Source organism: Streptomyces sp. NPDC052109 (assembly GCF_040680195.1).
Classification (GTDB): Bacteria; Actinomycetota; Actinomycetes; order Streptomycetales; family Streptomycetaceae; genus Streptomyces.
The window spans coordinates 66,120-79,401 of sequence record NZ_JBFAWF010000022.1 but is presented as its reverse complement, the minus strand read 5'-3'; the positions used below and the strand labels follow the sequence as shown (position 1 = coordinate 79,401).

General features: G+C 71.3%; 14 protein-coding genes and 2 pseudogenes. 9 read left to right on the top strand and 7 right to left on the bottom strand.

The genetic code is table 11. The features are described from left to right. Positions 1-22: 22 nt before the first annotated feature. Entirely contained in the window at positions 23-1,441 is a 1,419-nt protein-coding gene (locus AB0L59_RS33180; RefSeq protein WP_365590350.1) for a xylan 1,4-beta-xylosidase, read from the bottom strand. Between the two features lie 131 nt (positions 1,442-1,572). Here AB0L59_RS33180 and AB0L59_RS33175 point away from each other — a divergent pair, with 131 nt between their 5' ends. After that, positions 1,573-2,667, top strand: coding sequence for a DUF5925 domain-containing protein (locus AB0L59_RS33175; protein WP_365590349.1), 1,095 nt, complete (start codon positions 1,573-1,575; stop codon positions 2,665-2,667). 15 nt (positions 2,668-2,682) lie between these two features. Further along, positions 2,683-3,453, top strand: coding sequence for a DUF72 domain-containing protein (locus tag AB0L59_RS33170; protein WP_365590348.1), 771 nt, complete (start codon positions 2,683-2,685; stop codon positions 3,451-3,453). A gap of 45 nt (positions 3,454-3,498) precedes the next feature. Here AB0L59_RS33170 and AB0L59_RS33165 read toward each other — a convergent pair whose 3' ends face one another. Beyond that, on the bottom strand, positions 3,499-3,867 hold the full coding sequence (locus tag AB0L59_RS33165) for a GntR family transcriptional regulator (RefSeq protein ID WP_365590347.1): 369 nt from the start codon (positions 3,865-3,867) through the stop codon (positions 3,499-3,501). Between the two features lie 71 nt (positions 3,868-3,938). Here AB0L59_RS33165 and AB0L59_RS33160 point away from each other — a divergent pair, with 71 nt between their 5' ends. Further along, complete coding sequence (locus AB0L59_RS33160) at positions 3,939-4,868, top strand: GNAT family N-acetyltransferase (RefSeq protein WP_365590346.1); 930 nt, start codon at positions 3,939-3,941, stop codon at positions 4,866-4,868. Next, positions 4,849-5,349 (top strand): DUF402 domain-containing protein, encoded by a 501-nt coding sequence (locus AB0L59_RS33155; protein WP_365590345.1) that lies wholly within the window; start codon positions 4,849-4,851, stop codon positions 5,347-5,349. Before AB0L59_RS33160 ends, AB0L59_RS33155 begins: the two co-directional genes overlap by 20 nt. Positions 5,350-5,379: 30 nt before the next feature. Here AB0L59_RS33155 and AB0L59_RS33150 read toward each other — a convergent pair whose 3' ends face one another. Further along, complete coding sequence (locus AB0L59_RS33150; RefSeq protein WP_365590344.1) at positions 5,380-6,003, bottom strand: class I SAM-dependent methyltransferase; 624 nt, start codon at positions 6,001-6,003, stop codon at positions 5,380-5,382. Positions 6,004-6,114: 111 nt separating this feature from the next. On the opposite strand from AB0L59_RS33150, the gene AB0L59_RS33145 reads away from it, so the two are divergent. Further along, a complete protein-coding gene (locus AB0L59_RS33145) occupies positions 6,115-6,249 on the top strand; it encodes a hypothetical protein (protein WP_365590343.1) in 135 nt (44 codons plus the stop codon). A gap of 12 nt (positions 6,250-6,261) precedes the next feature. Here AB0L59_RS33145 and AB0L59_RS33140 read toward each other — a convergent pair whose 3' ends face one another. The 3 genes from AB0L59_RS33140 to AB0L59_RS33130 all read right to left on the bottom strand — a co-directional run bounded on the left by AB0L59_RS33140 (position 6,262) and on the right by AB0L59_RS33130 (position 8,735). Continuing rightward, entirely contained in the window at positions 6,262-6,720 is a 459-nt protein-coding gene (locus AB0L59_RS33140) for a GNAT family N-acetyltransferase (protein ID WP_365590342.1), read from the bottom strand. A 211-nt stretch (positions 6,721-6,931) separates the two neighbouring features. Next, positions 6,932-7,369 (bottom strand): hypothetical protein, encoded by a 438-nt coding sequence (locus AB0L59_RS33135; RefSeq protein ID WP_365590341.1) that lies wholly within the window; start codon positions 7,367-7,369, stop codon positions 6,932-6,934. Positions 7,370-7,571: 202 nt separating this feature from the next. Continuing rightward, positions 7,572-8,735 carry a metallophosphoesterase gene (locus AB0L59_RS33130; protein WP_365590340.1) on the bottom strand — a complete coding sequence of 388 codons (1,164 nt, stop codon included), beginning with the start codon at positions 8,733-8,735 and terminating at the stop codon, positions 7,572-7,574. A gap of 514 nt (positions 8,736-9,249) precedes the next feature. Between AB0L59_RS33130 and AB0L59_RS33125 the strand changes: the two are divergent. The 4 genes and pseudogenes from AB0L59_RS33125 to AB0L59_RS33110 form a co-directional block, all read left to right on the top strand. After that, positions 9,250-9,381 (top strand): annotated as a pseudogene (locus AB0L59_RS33125) (ABC transporter); the annotation flags it as partial. Positions 9,382-9,523: 142 nt separating this feature from the next. Further along, on the top strand, positions 9,524-10,681 hold the full coding sequence (locus AB0L59_RS33120) for an aromatic acid exporter family protein (protein ID WP_365590339.1): 1,158 nt from the start codon (positions 9,524-9,526) through the stop codon (positions 10,679-10,681). 297 nt (positions 10,682-10,978) lie between these two features. After that, a pseudogene (locus AB0L59_RS33115) lies at positions 10,979-11,182 on the top strand (CPCC family cysteine-rich protein); the annotation flags it as partial. A 125-nt stretch (positions 11,183-11,307) separates the two neighbouring features. Then, positions 11,308-12,261: a lytic polysaccharide monooxygenase gene (locus AB0L59_RS33110; protein WP_365590338.1), complete on the top strand. Its 954-nt coding sequence runs from the start codon at positions 11,308-11,310 to the stop codon at positions 12,259-12,261. 51 nt (positions 12,262-12,312) lie between these two features. Here the strand turns inward: AB0L59_RS33110 and AB0L59_RS33105 are convergent, their stop codons facing one another. Continuing rightward, positions 12,313-13,176, bottom strand: coding sequence for an alpha/beta fold hydrolase (locus AB0L59_RS33105; protein WP_365590337.1), 864 nt, complete (start codon positions 13,174-13,176; stop codon positions 12,313-12,315). Positions 13,177-13,282: the final 106 nt, after the last annotated feature.

Sequence of the window (13,282 nt, the reverse complement as noted above, 5' to 3'; positions counted from 1 at the left end):
GGCGTGAGGGGTGTGGGGTGGCTCAGCGGTCGAGCCACCTCACCTCGTACGGCCGCATGTCGAACCGTTTGCCGTCGACCTGGGCGCTGATCGTCCGGTTCCGCGTGTTGACCACGAGGACGGTCCTGGCGCTGGCCAGAACGCGGACATTGGGCACGTCGTCCGGAGCGACCCGGACCGTCTCGTACGTGGTGCCGGGCGGGAACGCCTCGGCGAACCGGGACACCAGCCCGTACATGGGAAGCGCCTGCCCACCGCCGCCCGCGTCGGTCGGCGTCCACAGACAGCCGGCGCAGTCGGTGCCCGCCTTCTCCTCCGGGTTCCAGTAGAAGCCGGAATCCGCGCCGCCCTCGACCATGGCGATCATCCCGGCGGCCTGGACGGCGACCCGGTGCGGCTCGGTCCAGCCCTTGCGGTCGTCGTTGCCGTCGCCGGGCTCCACGTAGTACTCCGCCCACCACAGGGGCAGGTCGTGGGTCTGCTGCCGCACCCAGGCACTGACGGCCGTCAGCTTGTCGGTGGCCGCGAACTCGTCGGGGAGCATCTCGTCGTCGCGGGTGTAGCTGGAGCCGTCGACCACCGTGAAGTCGGCGCCGGCCTTGTGCGCGTTCCAGTACGAGAAGGCGTCGAGCACCCGCTGGTCCATGGCGCCCCAGGGCCCCTTCAGCACGGTGGACGCGTTCTGGTCGCGTGGGTCGACGCTGTCCATCACCAGGTAGGGGCCGCCGACCATGATGTCCTTGTCGACCTTCTTCAGCGCCCGGTACACGAGGTTGTACAGCCTGGTGTACCCCTCGTAGTCCCAGCGGGACTTGGCGTCGTTCCAGAAGCCCTTGAACTCGTTCCAGACGATGAAGTGCTTCACGTCCGGGTAGCGCCGGGCCACGGTGGCGGCGAGGTCGGCGAAGTCCTGGTAGTGACCGGGTGTGGGCGCCGTCTCCAGGGCGGCCTGGCTCCAGTTGGTGTTGTCGACGCCGGCGTTGCCGCCCTTCATCCAGTCCGGGGAGCAGCACAGGGTGATCACGGGGGTGCCGCCGGAGGCGCGCACGAAGTCGACGCGGCGGTCGAGGGCGCCGAAGTCGTAGTGCCCCTTGACCGGTTCGGGGTTGTCGGCGCCCCAGCCCATGATGTGCTGGTTCTGCGCCAGACCGGAGTTCTGCCCGAGCAGTTGCCTCACCCGCGCGGTCGCCGCCCCGTCGCCCTCGTCGGCGCTGTACTGGGTGTGGGTGAAGCCCCAGCCGACGTACGGCTCCGGTTTCGCGGCGGAGGTGGCGGGGGTGCCGTGCACCTTGTCGCCGTCGCGGGAGGTGCCCGCCGTGCTGGGCCCGCCGGACAACGTGCTGAACAGGGTCACCGCCAGGGCGAGCGCGGCCGCGCCCACACCGAGCAGGGCGGTGAGCCGCCACCGCCGAGTATCCGAATCCCACCCATGACGTCCCATCGAGGACAACAGTAACGGCGGAACCGATGGCTCGGGCAGGTCTTGGGAACACCCGGAACAGTCGTGGAACACCGGGGGCAAGGGGTGGGAAATGCCGTGCGCGGAGCGCATCCGTGCCGGATCATGGCGGCATGTCTGCGAACCCACACGACGCTCTGCCGATCCGGCTCCACGTCGACGACTCCGACTCGCCGTCCGACGTCGTCGACGCGCTGTTCCTCGGCCGCTTCGCGACGGGCGAGCAGCCGTACTCGCACGCGGCGAACATCGACCGCGTGCGTTCCGGCGCGACCCTGCTGCCGGAGGGCGCCCGCGTGCTCAGGCTCGCCCGTGACGACGACCGCAGCGCGACCCTCGCCGAGGGCGACGGCTGGACCCTGCTGGTCTCCCGCTGGAACCGCGGCGCGGACGTCACCGTGACGGCGACCAGCGCCGAGCTGGCGAAGTCGGTCCTCGACCGGGCCACGGACGGCGCGGCCGACGAACCGGAGCCGCAGCCGGAGAACGTGACCATGGGCTTCTGGTACGTCTCCCCGCGGCGCGGCCCGCACCGCACCACCCGCCAGATCTCCGCGGGCACCTGGGGCGAGGTCCGGGCCAACTACACGGCACCGGTGGCGGAGGCGATGGACCGCCTGATGAAGACGACCCCGGAGGACATCGCCGGCCGGCTGCTCCTGCTGCACGGCCCGCCCGGCACCGGCAAGACCTCCGCCCTGCGCACGCTGGCCCGCTCCTGGCGCGACTGGTGCCAGGTGGACTGCGTCCTGGACCCCGAACGCCTCTTCTCCGACGTCGGGTATCTGATGGACATCGCGATCGGCGAGGAGGACGGCGCGGGCAAGGGCCGCTGGCGGCTGCTGTTGCTGGAGGACTGCGACGAACTGATCCGGGGCGAGGCCAAGCACACGGCGGGACAGGCGCTGTCCCGGCTGCTGAACCTCACCGACGGCCTGCTCGGCCAGGGCCGCAACGTCCTGGTCGGCGTCACCACCAACGAGGACCTGGAGCGCCTGCACCCCGCCGTGGTGCGCCCCGGCCGCTGTCTGGCCCGCATCGAGGTGGGCCCGCTGACCCGCCGCGAGGCGGTGAACTGGCTCGGCAGCGAGGAGGGTGTCGGCCGCGACGGGGCGACGCTGGCCGAGCTGTACGCGCTGCGCCGGGGCACGGCGCCGACCTCGGTTCCGGGGGCGCGTGACGGCGCGGACGCGGGCCTGTACCTGTAGTGCTTTGATGGTGCTGTGACCCTGTTCGTCGGCACCTCGGGGTGGCAGTACAAGGACTGGCGGGATCTCGTCTATCCGGCCGGGGTCCCGGCGCGGCTGTGGCTGGAGGAGTACACACGCCTCTTCGCGACGGTGGAGATCAACAACGCGTTCTACCGTCTTCCCTCCCGGGAGAACTTCGAGGCCTGGCGGGACCGGGTCCCGGAGGACTTCGTGGTCGCGGTCAAGGCCAGCCGCTTTCTGACCCACATCAAGCGCCTGAAGGATCCGGAGGAACCGGTCCACCGTCTGATGAGCCACGCGGCGGGCCTCGGCGACCGTCTGGGCCCGGTCCTGCTTCAGCTCCCGCCGACCCTGCGCGCGGATCCGTCCCTGCTGGACGCCTGCCTGGCCCGGTTCCCGTCCGGTACGCGGGTCGCGGTGGAACCCCGCCACGACTCCTGGTGGACGCCCGAGGTGCGCGCGGTGCTCTCGGCCCGCGGCGCGGCCCTGTGCTGGGCCGACGTGCAGGCCCGCCCGGTCACCCCGCTGTGGCGCACCGCCGACTGGGGCTACGTCCGCTTCCACCAGGGCCGCGCCCGGCCCTGGCCCCGCTACGGCAAGCGGTCCCTGGAGACGTGGATCGACCGCATCGCGACGACCTGGGAGCAGGGAGAGGACGTGTACGCCTACTTCAACAACGATCCGGGGGGTGCGGCGGTGGCGGACGCGGTGGTCTTCGGGAGCACGGCGCGGCGGGCGGGGTTGGCGGTGACCAGAACTCCGGAGCCGGCGTCACGCCGGTGAGTGCTTTCCGCCGCGACGACGCCGAGCCACGCCCACACCTCTCCCCTACTCCCCATAAGCGGCCCGCAGGGCGTCCCGCACGGCGGCCAACGCCTCGGACTCCCCGAGGCCCAGCCTCCGCACCCGCTCCGCATACGCCTGAGCGGCCAGGGAGGCCTCACGATCCGCGGCCGAGCCGGCGGCGGCCACGAACGTTCCGTTGCGCCCCCGCGTCTCGATCACCCCGTCGCTCTCCAGCGCGCGGTAGGCCTTGGCGACCGTGTTCACCGCGAGGCCCAGGGCCTCGGCCAGTCCGCGTACGGTCGGCAGCCGGTACCCCACCGGCAGTGCCCCGGACCGCGCCTGCTCGGAAATCTGCGCCCGTACCTGCTCGTACGGGGGCGCGCTGTCGTCGATGCGGATCTTCAGGCTCACGGGCCGATTGTCGCGCACCCGCCGGAAAATGAGAGGCATCCCCGGCCCGCCTGCGCCTACCGTGCCTGCCCATGACTGTGATCGTGCGCGACCTGCGCCCCGACGACCGATCCGATGTCGAGTCCTTCGCCCGGGTACGGCATCTCGCTCTGCCCTACATCCTGTGGACCCCGGACGGCATCCTCCACCACCTCGACCACACCCCGCCCGAGGCCGGGCACAGGTCCCTGGTCGCGGAGGAGGACGGCGAGACGATCGGCACCGCCCAGGTGGCCCTCGCCCATGACAGCCCGGAGCCGGGCCAGGGGCTGCTCAACATCTACGTGCATCCGGAGCGGACGCGGCGCGGCGCGGGCGGGCTGCTGGTCCGTGCGGCCGAGGAGCACCTGGCCGCGCACGGGGCGACGAAGCTGTTCGCCTGGCTCCTGGACGAGCCGGCCAACCGGGCCTTCGCCGAACGGCGCGGCTATCACGCCGGCCGCTCCGCCCACTTCCTGCGCCTGGACCTGGCCCGGGCCGCGCTGCCGCCCCTGCCGGCTCCTCCGGCCGGCGTCGAACTGCGCACGGCCGCCGATTTCGCGGACGACCCGCGTCCGTTGTTCGAGCTGGACGCGGAGACGATGTCGGACGAACCGAGCGACGTGGACTCCGAGTTCACCGACTACGAGGCCTGGGTCGAGCAGAACTGGAAGCACCCGCTGCTCGACCGTGAGCTGACCACGGTCGTGATGGCCGACGGCCGGCCCGCCGCGTTCAGCGTGGCCTACACCGACGGCGGCTCCCGGTACGGCACGGCCATGACCGGTACCGCGCGCGCGTACCGCGGGCGGGGTCTGGCCAAGCTCGCCAAGGTCCACGCACTGCACCGGGCCCGCGCCGCCGGCTGCACGGAGGCGCTCACGGGCAACGACACCGGAAACGGCCCGATGCTCGCGATCAACAAGTGGCTCGGGTACGAGGTCTGCGCGACGGAGGTGCGCTATGTCCGCGAACTCGGCTGACGGGGCGACGCGGTTGGAGGTCGTCCTGGTCAAGGCCGGCCGGACGAAGATCCGTTATCCGGCCGAGCTGCTCCAGGACGACGGCACGCGGGTCGCCGTACGCGCACCCTGGGCGGGCGCGGGCGTGCGCGACTTCGGCTTCGTCCGCTTCGAGCCGGGCGACCTCTTCACCGAGTACTACTGGCGGGACCGCTGGTATGCGGTGAAGGAGGTCCGCGCGGCGGACGGGACGGTGAAGGGCTGGTACTGCGACATCACCCGCCCTGCGGTCCGCACCGGCGGTGAACTGGTCGTGGAGGACCTCGACCTGGACCTGTGGCGCTCCGCGGACGGCACGGACGTACGGCGTCTGGACGAGGACGAGTTCGCGGAGAGCGGGCTGGCGGAGACGGATCCCGGGGCCGCGTCCGCCGCCGTGGCCGCCCTCGACGACCTGGAGACGCTGGCCCGCGCCGGCGGCTTCGAACGGTTGCTGGCCTGACACTCGCGGCGACCGCCCGCCCCGGCCCCGTCACACCGTCGCCACCACCGCGTACCGCTCGTCCTCCACAGCCCTTCCCCACAACAGCGGGTCATCGGTCAGTCGCTCCACGCGCGCGTCCGTGCTCAGGGGTGCGAGCAGCTCGGTGAGCCGGGCGGCGGGGACGCCCACCGGGTGCAGTCGGCCCCAGACGCCCTCGACCAGGACGAAGCGGCCCCCGGGCCGGAGCAGGTCCCGCCAGCGCCGCAGTGCCCGGTGCGGTTCCGGCAGCGCCCAGAGCACGTGCCGTACGAGGACGACGTCGAAGCGCTGCTCCCCCACCGGCGGAGCCGCCGCCTCCCCGTGCAGGACCACCGCGTGCCACCCGGCGAGCTTGGCGCGGGCCCGCTCGACCATCGCCGGGGAAGAGTCGACGCCCGTCACCCGGTGTCCCTGCTCGGCCGCGAGGAGCGACAGGCTGCCGGTGCCGCAGCCGAGGTCGAGGACGTCGGCGGGGCCCCCTGGCAGCCAGGAGCGGAGCCGGGCCGCCCAGGCGGCGCGGGTCCGGGGATCGCGCAGGCCGTGGTCCGGCTGGTCGTCGAAGGCGCGGGCCTCGGCGTCCCAGTCGACTTCCGGGGCACCGGCCGCAACCGTGTCCTCATTCACATGCGTCATGCCCCAAGAGTGACAGCCGCCACTGACAATCCGGTTCCGATGAGTAACTCTCCCCAAAAGCGTCTATCTCCGTGACACCGCGGAACTCGGTAGACACCGAAGGAGGCAGCCATGCGCCGCGAAACAGCGCAGAAGCCCCTGAAGAGGACGGTCAGCCGCCGGCTCCGCGACGAGGCGGAGGAGCGTCCCGCAGGGCGCCCGGAGGTGCGCAAGGACATCGCACGCACCTGGTGGCCCGACGGTTGAGCCGCGGGGCCGTCAGTCCAGCAGCTTGCGGTAGTGAATCCGGTCGTAGGGCCCGTCGACACGGCGTTCCACGACCTCGTATCCGTACCTCGGATAGATCTTCTGGTTCTCCCACATCAACGCGTTCGTGTAGAGCCTGATCTCGCCGAGACCCAGTTCACGCGCGCGTGCGTCGACGAAGTGCAGCAGCCGCCGCCCGACGCCCCTGCCGTGGGCGTCGGGATGGACGGCGACGCTGTCCAGGAGGAGGTGCCCGGCGAACGCCTCGATCACGACCAGCCCCTGCAGGGGCTCCCCGGTGACGAACACCCTGCCTGCGGCCACGTTTCCGGCGTGGTCCGCCTCCATGGGCTGCGGCACCACGCCGATCCGCGCGATGTAGGGGCGGTAGGCCGCGTCCGTCACCGCCTGTACGGCCGGCACGTCGGCGGCGACGGCCGCCCGGACCCGCTCGGGCCTCTCTTCGGTCATGACCGCACGCTACCTGGCGGATCCGGCAGGTTGTGCCACGCGTGACCACATCCCCCGGCGCAGTACAGCGTCCGCCTGCGGGTGTGCCTCCATTGCCAAGCGCCACTCCGTGAGCATCACCGCCGGCGTGTGGCGGCGGCGGCCTCGCGGGCCGCCGTTCCCCTCTCCGTCTGCTCAGTTCCGGGTAGACCGGCCGCGCACCGGCGGTCGTTCAGCGTCCGTAGACGTGACCGCGCACCAACGGGTCGTGTTCCAGGATGAAGTCAGAGACCTGCCAGAACTCCGGCAACCTTGGATGTCGCAGGGCGGATTCGCGGTCGAGCTTGTGGCCGAAGAGAGGTCCATCGGGATGCGCGAGACCTGCTGCGACCAGAGTGGATGCGGGATCGTCCTGGCCGACGACGGGACCCACCCGACATGCGAACGAGACGTGGTCGTCCCACTGGTCGGACCCGACGCCCCACGTTCCGAAGATCACGTCTATCCACGCGTCATGATCGCGGTCCCGGTGGTGGTAGCAGTTCGCGAAGTACACGGCGTACGGCGCGCCGTCTGCGTGGACGAAGTTCCAGGCTCGCTCGATGGGGGCGTTGCAGCAGTCGCACTGGAACTCACGGGTCTGCCGGTCGGGGCCAAAGGTCAGTGACATGACGCACATGATGAAGGAGGGCCCAGACCTCGGGGACACCTGGGCCGCCCCCGGCCCGTGCGGGGTCGGCCGACGCCGACCGACAATGACGAAAAGCCCACGGCATCTGAGCTGTTCAGAGCCGTGGGCTTCTCCAGTCTCGCTGGTCAGCGGGACCGCCGGACGGGAATGCCGGGGATTGGGGCGAGGGAAGGACGGGGTCTCACTTGCAGGTGCCGCTGCCGGAGTCGTGGTACTGCAGCGCCGTGGAGTCGAAGCCGGGGCCCGGCAGGACGGGCTTGTAGTCCCAGCTGTAGCTGTTGGACTTGAGGGTGAGCTTCATGCCGCCAAAGGCGCTGGCCTGGGCGGTCACCACGTTGGGGTTGGCGTAGTTGCCCGGCGTGCCGGCGAGGGTGTCTATGGCCTCGCCGCCGGAGCCGACGATGAACTCCGGGATGCCGTGGGTCGGGTCGTACTGGCCGGCCGGGTTCATCGGCCGCAGCCGGGCGTACGCGTGCTCGTGGCCGTTGAGGATGAGCGTGGCGTGGTGCTGGTAGAGGAGCTTCCACCACGCGTCGGTGGCTGCGCCCTCGGTGCCGCCGGCGCCCGGCGCGGACGCCGGAACTGTGGCGGTCGATGCCGTCGTGGCGCTGAAGGTCGGCTGGTGCCAGTACGCGATCGTGCACTGACGCGTGTTGGCGGCCAGGTCCTGCGAGAGCCACTGGGTCTCCTGGCCGAGGAGGCCGTTGTCCGTCGTGGAGCAGTCGTGGCTGAACGCGTCGGAGTCGCACTCGGCGTTGAGCGAGATGATGTGCCAGTTGCCGAGGTTGTAGGAGTACCACCCCTGCCTGTCGGCGGTGTCGTCGCCGGCCTGGCCCTGGCTGTTCGGCGTGCCGGCCTGGTCGTGGCCGTTGAAGTAGCCGAAGTAGCCGGCACCGTTCTGGCCGGACTCGTTGTCTCCCTTCTTGGTGTACGGGTAGTACTCGTGGTTGCCCGGCGCCGGACGCTCCAGCATCTTCAGGCCGCCCCATGCCTGCTCGAAGGACTGCTCGAAGTCGGTCAGCTTGCCGACCTGGTACTGCTCGTCACCCAGCAGTGCCACGGCATCGGGGTGCATGTCCGTGGCCTGTTTCGCGGTGGCGAACTCGGCGCTCATGCCGCCCAGAGTCGGGCTGCCGCACTTGAGCGACGTCGGGGTGGCGGCGTTCTCGGCGTCGTCGGGCTCGCAGGCGATGTCGCCGACAGCCGCCAGGGTGTACGACGCCGCGCTGTGGTGGGCGTAGGGCCAGTCGTTGTCACTGTGGTTCGCGGCGGCGACGGCGGTACCGGTGACCGCGAGGACGGCCAGGCCGACAGCTGCGGCGGAGGCCTTGGTGGCGCGTCTCATGTGGGTGTCCTTCCAACTGCAGAAGTGATCAGCGCACGCTAAGCAGCCGATCCAGCAGTTGCTACAAACGCGTTCCAACGGCTCGGTGAACTCCGTCCGCGACTGGGCGACCACGTGGGCCGCCTGAAGGAGCCACGGGCCCGAGCACCGGCGAACACGGGAGTTGCCGATCAGCTCGTAGGCCGTCGGACAGATTGGCTGACGGGCCGTCGCCTGGGCCGTCTCCGGGCCGTCCGGGGCCGCTCGGCGGTGGCCGACGACGACCACTCGGCCGCCCATGAGCACCACCTGACCAGCGAGAACCCAGCCCCTCAAGTTCCCGGACCGGGGGAGTCTGGTTCGGCTGCTGCCTCAGTTCTGCCTGTCCTCCCGCATCGCGCAGGGCCGCGACCGCTCTCTCGGCGGTCTCTTCCGGAATGCGGTCGAGCACCACGACAGGGGGCACGGGTCCCCTCACGGCAACTCGGCCGAGCAACGGGCGAGACGGCCCGCTACTACCGGAGCACCGACCGGCCACTGGGGACGCCGGCTGCAGGAACTCCTCGACACGGTCGGCAGCTACCTGCTGAACGTCCTGCCGAAGGCGGTGGAGGGCCCCCTGCCGTACCGCCTTCCGCTCGCGTTCGTCGCGTACTTCCCGAAGGCGTTCGGCCATGTGCCGCTGATCGACACGGCACTGCGGCTGACGGCGTCCGGACGTACGGGGGCGGAGAATGCAGGCCGACTGCCCGACGAGTTCACCCTTGGCGGATGGCTGAGGAACCTGGCACGGTACGAGGAGAGCCCGCATGGATACTCGTCCGCGCACCGCTGCGGTGCGCTCCCGGCTGGTGGCCGGGTTCGGGGACGGAGCGATGGTGGCGCGTACCGCGGTCGCCGCCGGGCTCTCCTGGTGGATCGCGACCGCGCTTCTGCATTCCGACTCGGCCTCGCTGGCGCCCGCGGGGGCGATTCTGGGGGCGCACGCGACGCCGTTCGCGACCGCGCGCAAGAGCCTGCAGCGTGCGGCCGGGATCGGTGTGGGGTTCCTGCTGGGCGTGGCAGCCGCCGCGTCGCTGGGTGTGAACGCGGTCACGGTGCTGCTTGCCACCCTGATCGGTCTGTACGCGGGGAGACTGCTGCGGCTCGGACCGCAGATGCATCAGGTCGCCTTGACCGCGGTGCTGGTGATGGGCACGGCCGCTCACTTCGGATACGGTGCGACCCGCTTGGAGGACAACGTGGTGGGCGTCCTCATCGGCACCCTGGTCGGCCTCCTGCTGCCCGCACCTGGATTCACCCGGCGTGCGGGCGAGGAACTGGCCCGTCTGACCCGGCAGATCGCCGACCTGCTGACCCAGGTGTCCGATCAGCTCGCCGCGGGTGACTGGACGGCGTACAGCGGGCAGTGGGTCAGCCGCGCTCGGGAGCTGTCCAAGCGGCTGGAGTCGGTCCGCAAGGCGGTGCGCGACGCGGAGGACGCCATTCGGCTCCGCCCCCGCGCAGGCAGCGCCCGGCCCCGGATCAATCGGCTTGCCGAGGCCACCCAGTGTCTGGACCACGTCGGGCACCAGGTCCGCGGCATCACCCGCGGCCTGTACAACCTGACCTTCCGTGAAGGTCGGCCGCCCGACCTTCGCCGGGACCAGCACGACAGCCGTCTGCCGCCTGAACCTGCGAGCGCCCCACCGGGTCTGGACCGGGTCCTGGCCGACCTCGCCGCCCTGCTCGGACAGCTGGCCGACGTCCACACAACGGAAAACCCACCCGACACCCACCTGCTCCAGCGGCTCCGGCCTCTCCTCGGTGCCGCCGAGGCCGCCTTCCTACGTACGGCCCTCGACCAGTCGCCCGACTATGCGGACTGGAAGGTGCTGTGCACGGCGGGCATCCTCGAGGACGCCCGCAAGATAATCCACGAACTCGACCCGGACATCGGCCCACATCGCGGCGCCTTCCACGCATGAGAGGGCAGCGGCGTGCGCGCACTGCCGCCGGCATCCGCAGCGCAGGCCTGCGCACCGCTGCCCGGCGGCTGTCCGCCGCGACGGGTCACCCTGGTGGTTCCTGCCGTCCAGCCGGCAGCTCGGGACGAAGAGGCCCCGTGTCCGTTGCGTGCCCGTTCCGAGGGGACGCAACGAACACGGGGGAGCAGTGGCGCTCGCAAGCGGGTGCGCTGCCACTACCGGGGCAACGCGGCCGGCTCGACGCTGCGGCTCACCTCGGATGCCTGATCCAGCAAGCACGGGACTTGCCCATCAGCTCGGCGTGGGGCATTCGAGATCTGCGACGTCTGCCACTGGGAGGACGACGGCCAGGACGAGCACGACGCGGATGAGGTCCGCGGCGGCCCGAACCACTACCTCGGCCTGCGACAGGCACGCCAGAACTTCCGGGGCGCTACTCGGGCGCAGGTGGCCACCCGGGCCCCTCCCCCCTTCCTGAGCCCCCGGTTAGTCCGGCCTTAACGCCACCATAAGGATCCCCTCCGCCCCCCTCCGGCAGGCGATTTCACGGTTTCTCCGGGCTAGCTTCGGATCGCCCCCCACGGGTTCCCCGCCCCGCCGAAGGACCGCCCGCCGAGGAGTTCCGCATGCCCGTTCGCGCCCGTCGTACGGCCGCCGCCGCCGTGCTCGGTCTGCCCGTCGCCCTGACCGCGCTCGCGGCCGCCCCCGCGTCCGCGCACGGTTCGATGGGTGATCCGGTCAGCCGGGTCTCTCAGTGCTACGCGGAGGGGCCGGAGAGCCCCGGGTCGGCCGCGTGCAAGGCGGCCGTGGCGGCCGGGGGCACGCAGGCGCTGTACGACTGGAACGGCGTCCGGATCGGCGACGCCGCCGGGCAGCACCGGAGGCTGATCCCGGACGGCAAGCTGTGCAGCGCGAACAACGAGGAGTTCAAGGGACTGGACCTGGCGCGCGCCGACTGGCCGGCGACGCGCGTGCACAGCGGCTCGTACACCTTCAGGTACCGGGTGACGGCGCAGCACAAGGGCACCTTCACGGTGTATGCCACCAAGCCCGGTTACGACCCTGCCAAGCCGCTGGCCTGGTCCGAGCTGGATCTGGAGCACCCGGTGGCGACGGCCACCGACCCGGTCGCCTCGGGTGGCTTCTACGCCTTCTCCGGCACGCTTCCCCAACGGTCCGGCCGGCAGCTGCTGTACGCGATCTGGCAGCGCTCGGACAGCCCGGAGGCCTTCTACTCCTGCTCGGACGTGGACTTCGGCGGCGCCGGTGCGGGAAGCACGGGCGCGCCCCCCGCTCCGTCCGCCTCCGCGCCCTCCGACCGGCAGATCGCGGCCGGCGCCGACAAGTCGACGATGCGGCACCACGGTCACGGCGGTGCGGGAGCGGCCACCCCCGCACCGCGGCCCTCCTCGGCGCCCGACACGCCCGGGGCGGCCGGTGCGCCGGAGAACCTCGCGGAGACCGGCGCCTCCTCCGGCACCACGTACGTCGCCATCGGCGGCGCGGCGGCGCTGGCGCTCGGTTCGGCGGCGCTGTTCCTGTCGGTGGGACGGCGCGCGGACGGCGCCCGCCGCCGGTGAGGGTTCCGGGGCCTGTCCGGCGGCTCAGGCCGGACGGGCCCCGGCGGCACGTCAGCTGAAGGCCGACGCGCAGGTGGTGTCGGTGGCGTGGGCCGGGTCGAGTGCGTCGGCCACCTCGTGGAAGGCGATGCGGTCGAACAGGCCGATGGCGACGTGCTCGGAGAGGTCGAGCGGGCACAGGTCCTGGAGCAGGACGTTGTGGACGTCCGAGCCGCTCAGGTACTGGCTCTGCCAGGGCGTGGCGACCTCGTCGTACTTGGTGGCGATGACCGTGTAGTGCACTCCGGGGACGGTGTCGCCGCCCGCGTTGAGTTTGGCGAGGAAGTCGGAGCCGGGGATCTGGTCGGCGAGGCCGGGGGTGGTGGAGTTGATCAGGCCCGAGGCGCCGGGGAAGTACGGCAGCAGGTTGGTGAGACCGCTCAGGGTGGCGCCGTGGTTGTCGGGGGCCAGGCCGACGAGGGCGTTCACCTTGGCGGCTCCGCCGAGGAACCTGAGGTAGTAACGGGGCATCATGCCGCCCTGGGAGTGCCCGACCAGGTCGGCCTTGGCGGCTCCGGTCGCGGCGAGCACCTTGTCCACGAAGGACGACAGCTGTTCGGCCGACTTGTCGATGGGACCGAGGCCGTAGAAGAGGGGTACGCCCGGCAGTTGGCCGTAGTCGAGGGAGTAGACGCAGTAGCCGCGGTCCTTCAGGTACGGGGCGAGGGAGAGCCAGTTGTCGACCGAGTTGCCCAGGGTGCCGTGCACCAGGACGACCGGGCGGGGGTGGGTGGCGGAGGGCTTGCAGGAGTAGTCGTTCCAGCCACTGCTCGGAGCGGCGTCGGCGGCGTGCGCGGTGGCGGCGGGGACGGCGGCGACGGCGGCGGTGAGAAGCAGCGCGGCGAGGGGTCTGAGCACTCGCTTCCAGGGCAGCATCGTGTGATCTCCTTGCGGCTCAAGGGAGGTGCGACGGCCTTACCCTGTGATCCGGATCACGAGGATGCTGTTCATTCGTCAAGTTACGAGTGAGTAGTGAAAGTGT

Coding starts and splice junctions, on each gene's coding strand:
- AB0L59_RS33180 (WP_365590350.1), bottom strand. CDS start 1,441: ATGGGACGTCATGGGTGGGATTCGGATACTCGGCGGTGGCGGCTCACC.
- AB0L59_RS33175 (WP_365590349.1), top strand. CDS start 1,573: ATGTCTGCGAACCCACACGACGCTCTGCCGATCCGGCTCCACGTCGAC.
- AB0L59_RS33160 (WP_365590346.1), top strand. CDS start 3,939: ATGACTGTGATCGTGCGCGACCTGCGCCCCGACGACCGATCCGATGTC.
- AB0L59_RS33155 (WP_365590345.1), top strand. CDS start 4,849: ATGTCCGCGAACTCGGCTGACGGGGCGACGCGGTTGGAGGTCGTCCTG.
- AB0L59_RS33150 (WP_365590344.1), bottom strand. CDS start 6,003: ATGACGCATGTGAATGAGGACACGGTTGCGGCCGGTGCCCCGGAAGTC.
- AB0L59_RS33145 (WP_365590343.1), top strand. CDS start 6,115: ATGCGCCGCGAAACAGCGCAGAAGCCCCTGAAGAGGACGGTCAGCCGC.
- AB0L59_RS33140 (WP_365590342.1), bottom strand. CDS start 6,720: ATGACCGAAGAGAGGCCCGAGCGGGTCCGGGCGGCCGTCGCCGCCGAC.
- AB0L59_RS33135 (WP_365590341.1), bottom strand. CDS start 7,369: ATGTCACTGACCTTTGGCCCCGACCGGCAGACCCGTGAGTTCCAGTGC.
- AB0L59_RS33130 (WP_365590340.1), bottom strand. CDS start 8,735: ATGAGACGCGCCACCAAGGCCTCCGCCGCAGCTGTCGGCCTGGCCGTC.
- AB0L59_RS33120 (WP_365590339.1), top strand. CDS start 9,524: ATGGATACTCGTCCGCGCACCGCTGCGGTGCGCTCCCGGCTGGTGGCC.
- AB0L59_RS33110 (WP_365590338.1), top strand. CDS start 11,308: ATGCCCGTTCGCGCCCGTCGTACGGCCGCCGCCGCCGTGCTCGGTCTG.
- AB0L59_RS33105 (WP_365590337.1), bottom strand. CDS start 13,176: ATGCTGCCCTGGAAGCGAGTGCTCAGACCCCTCGCCGCGCTGCTTCTC.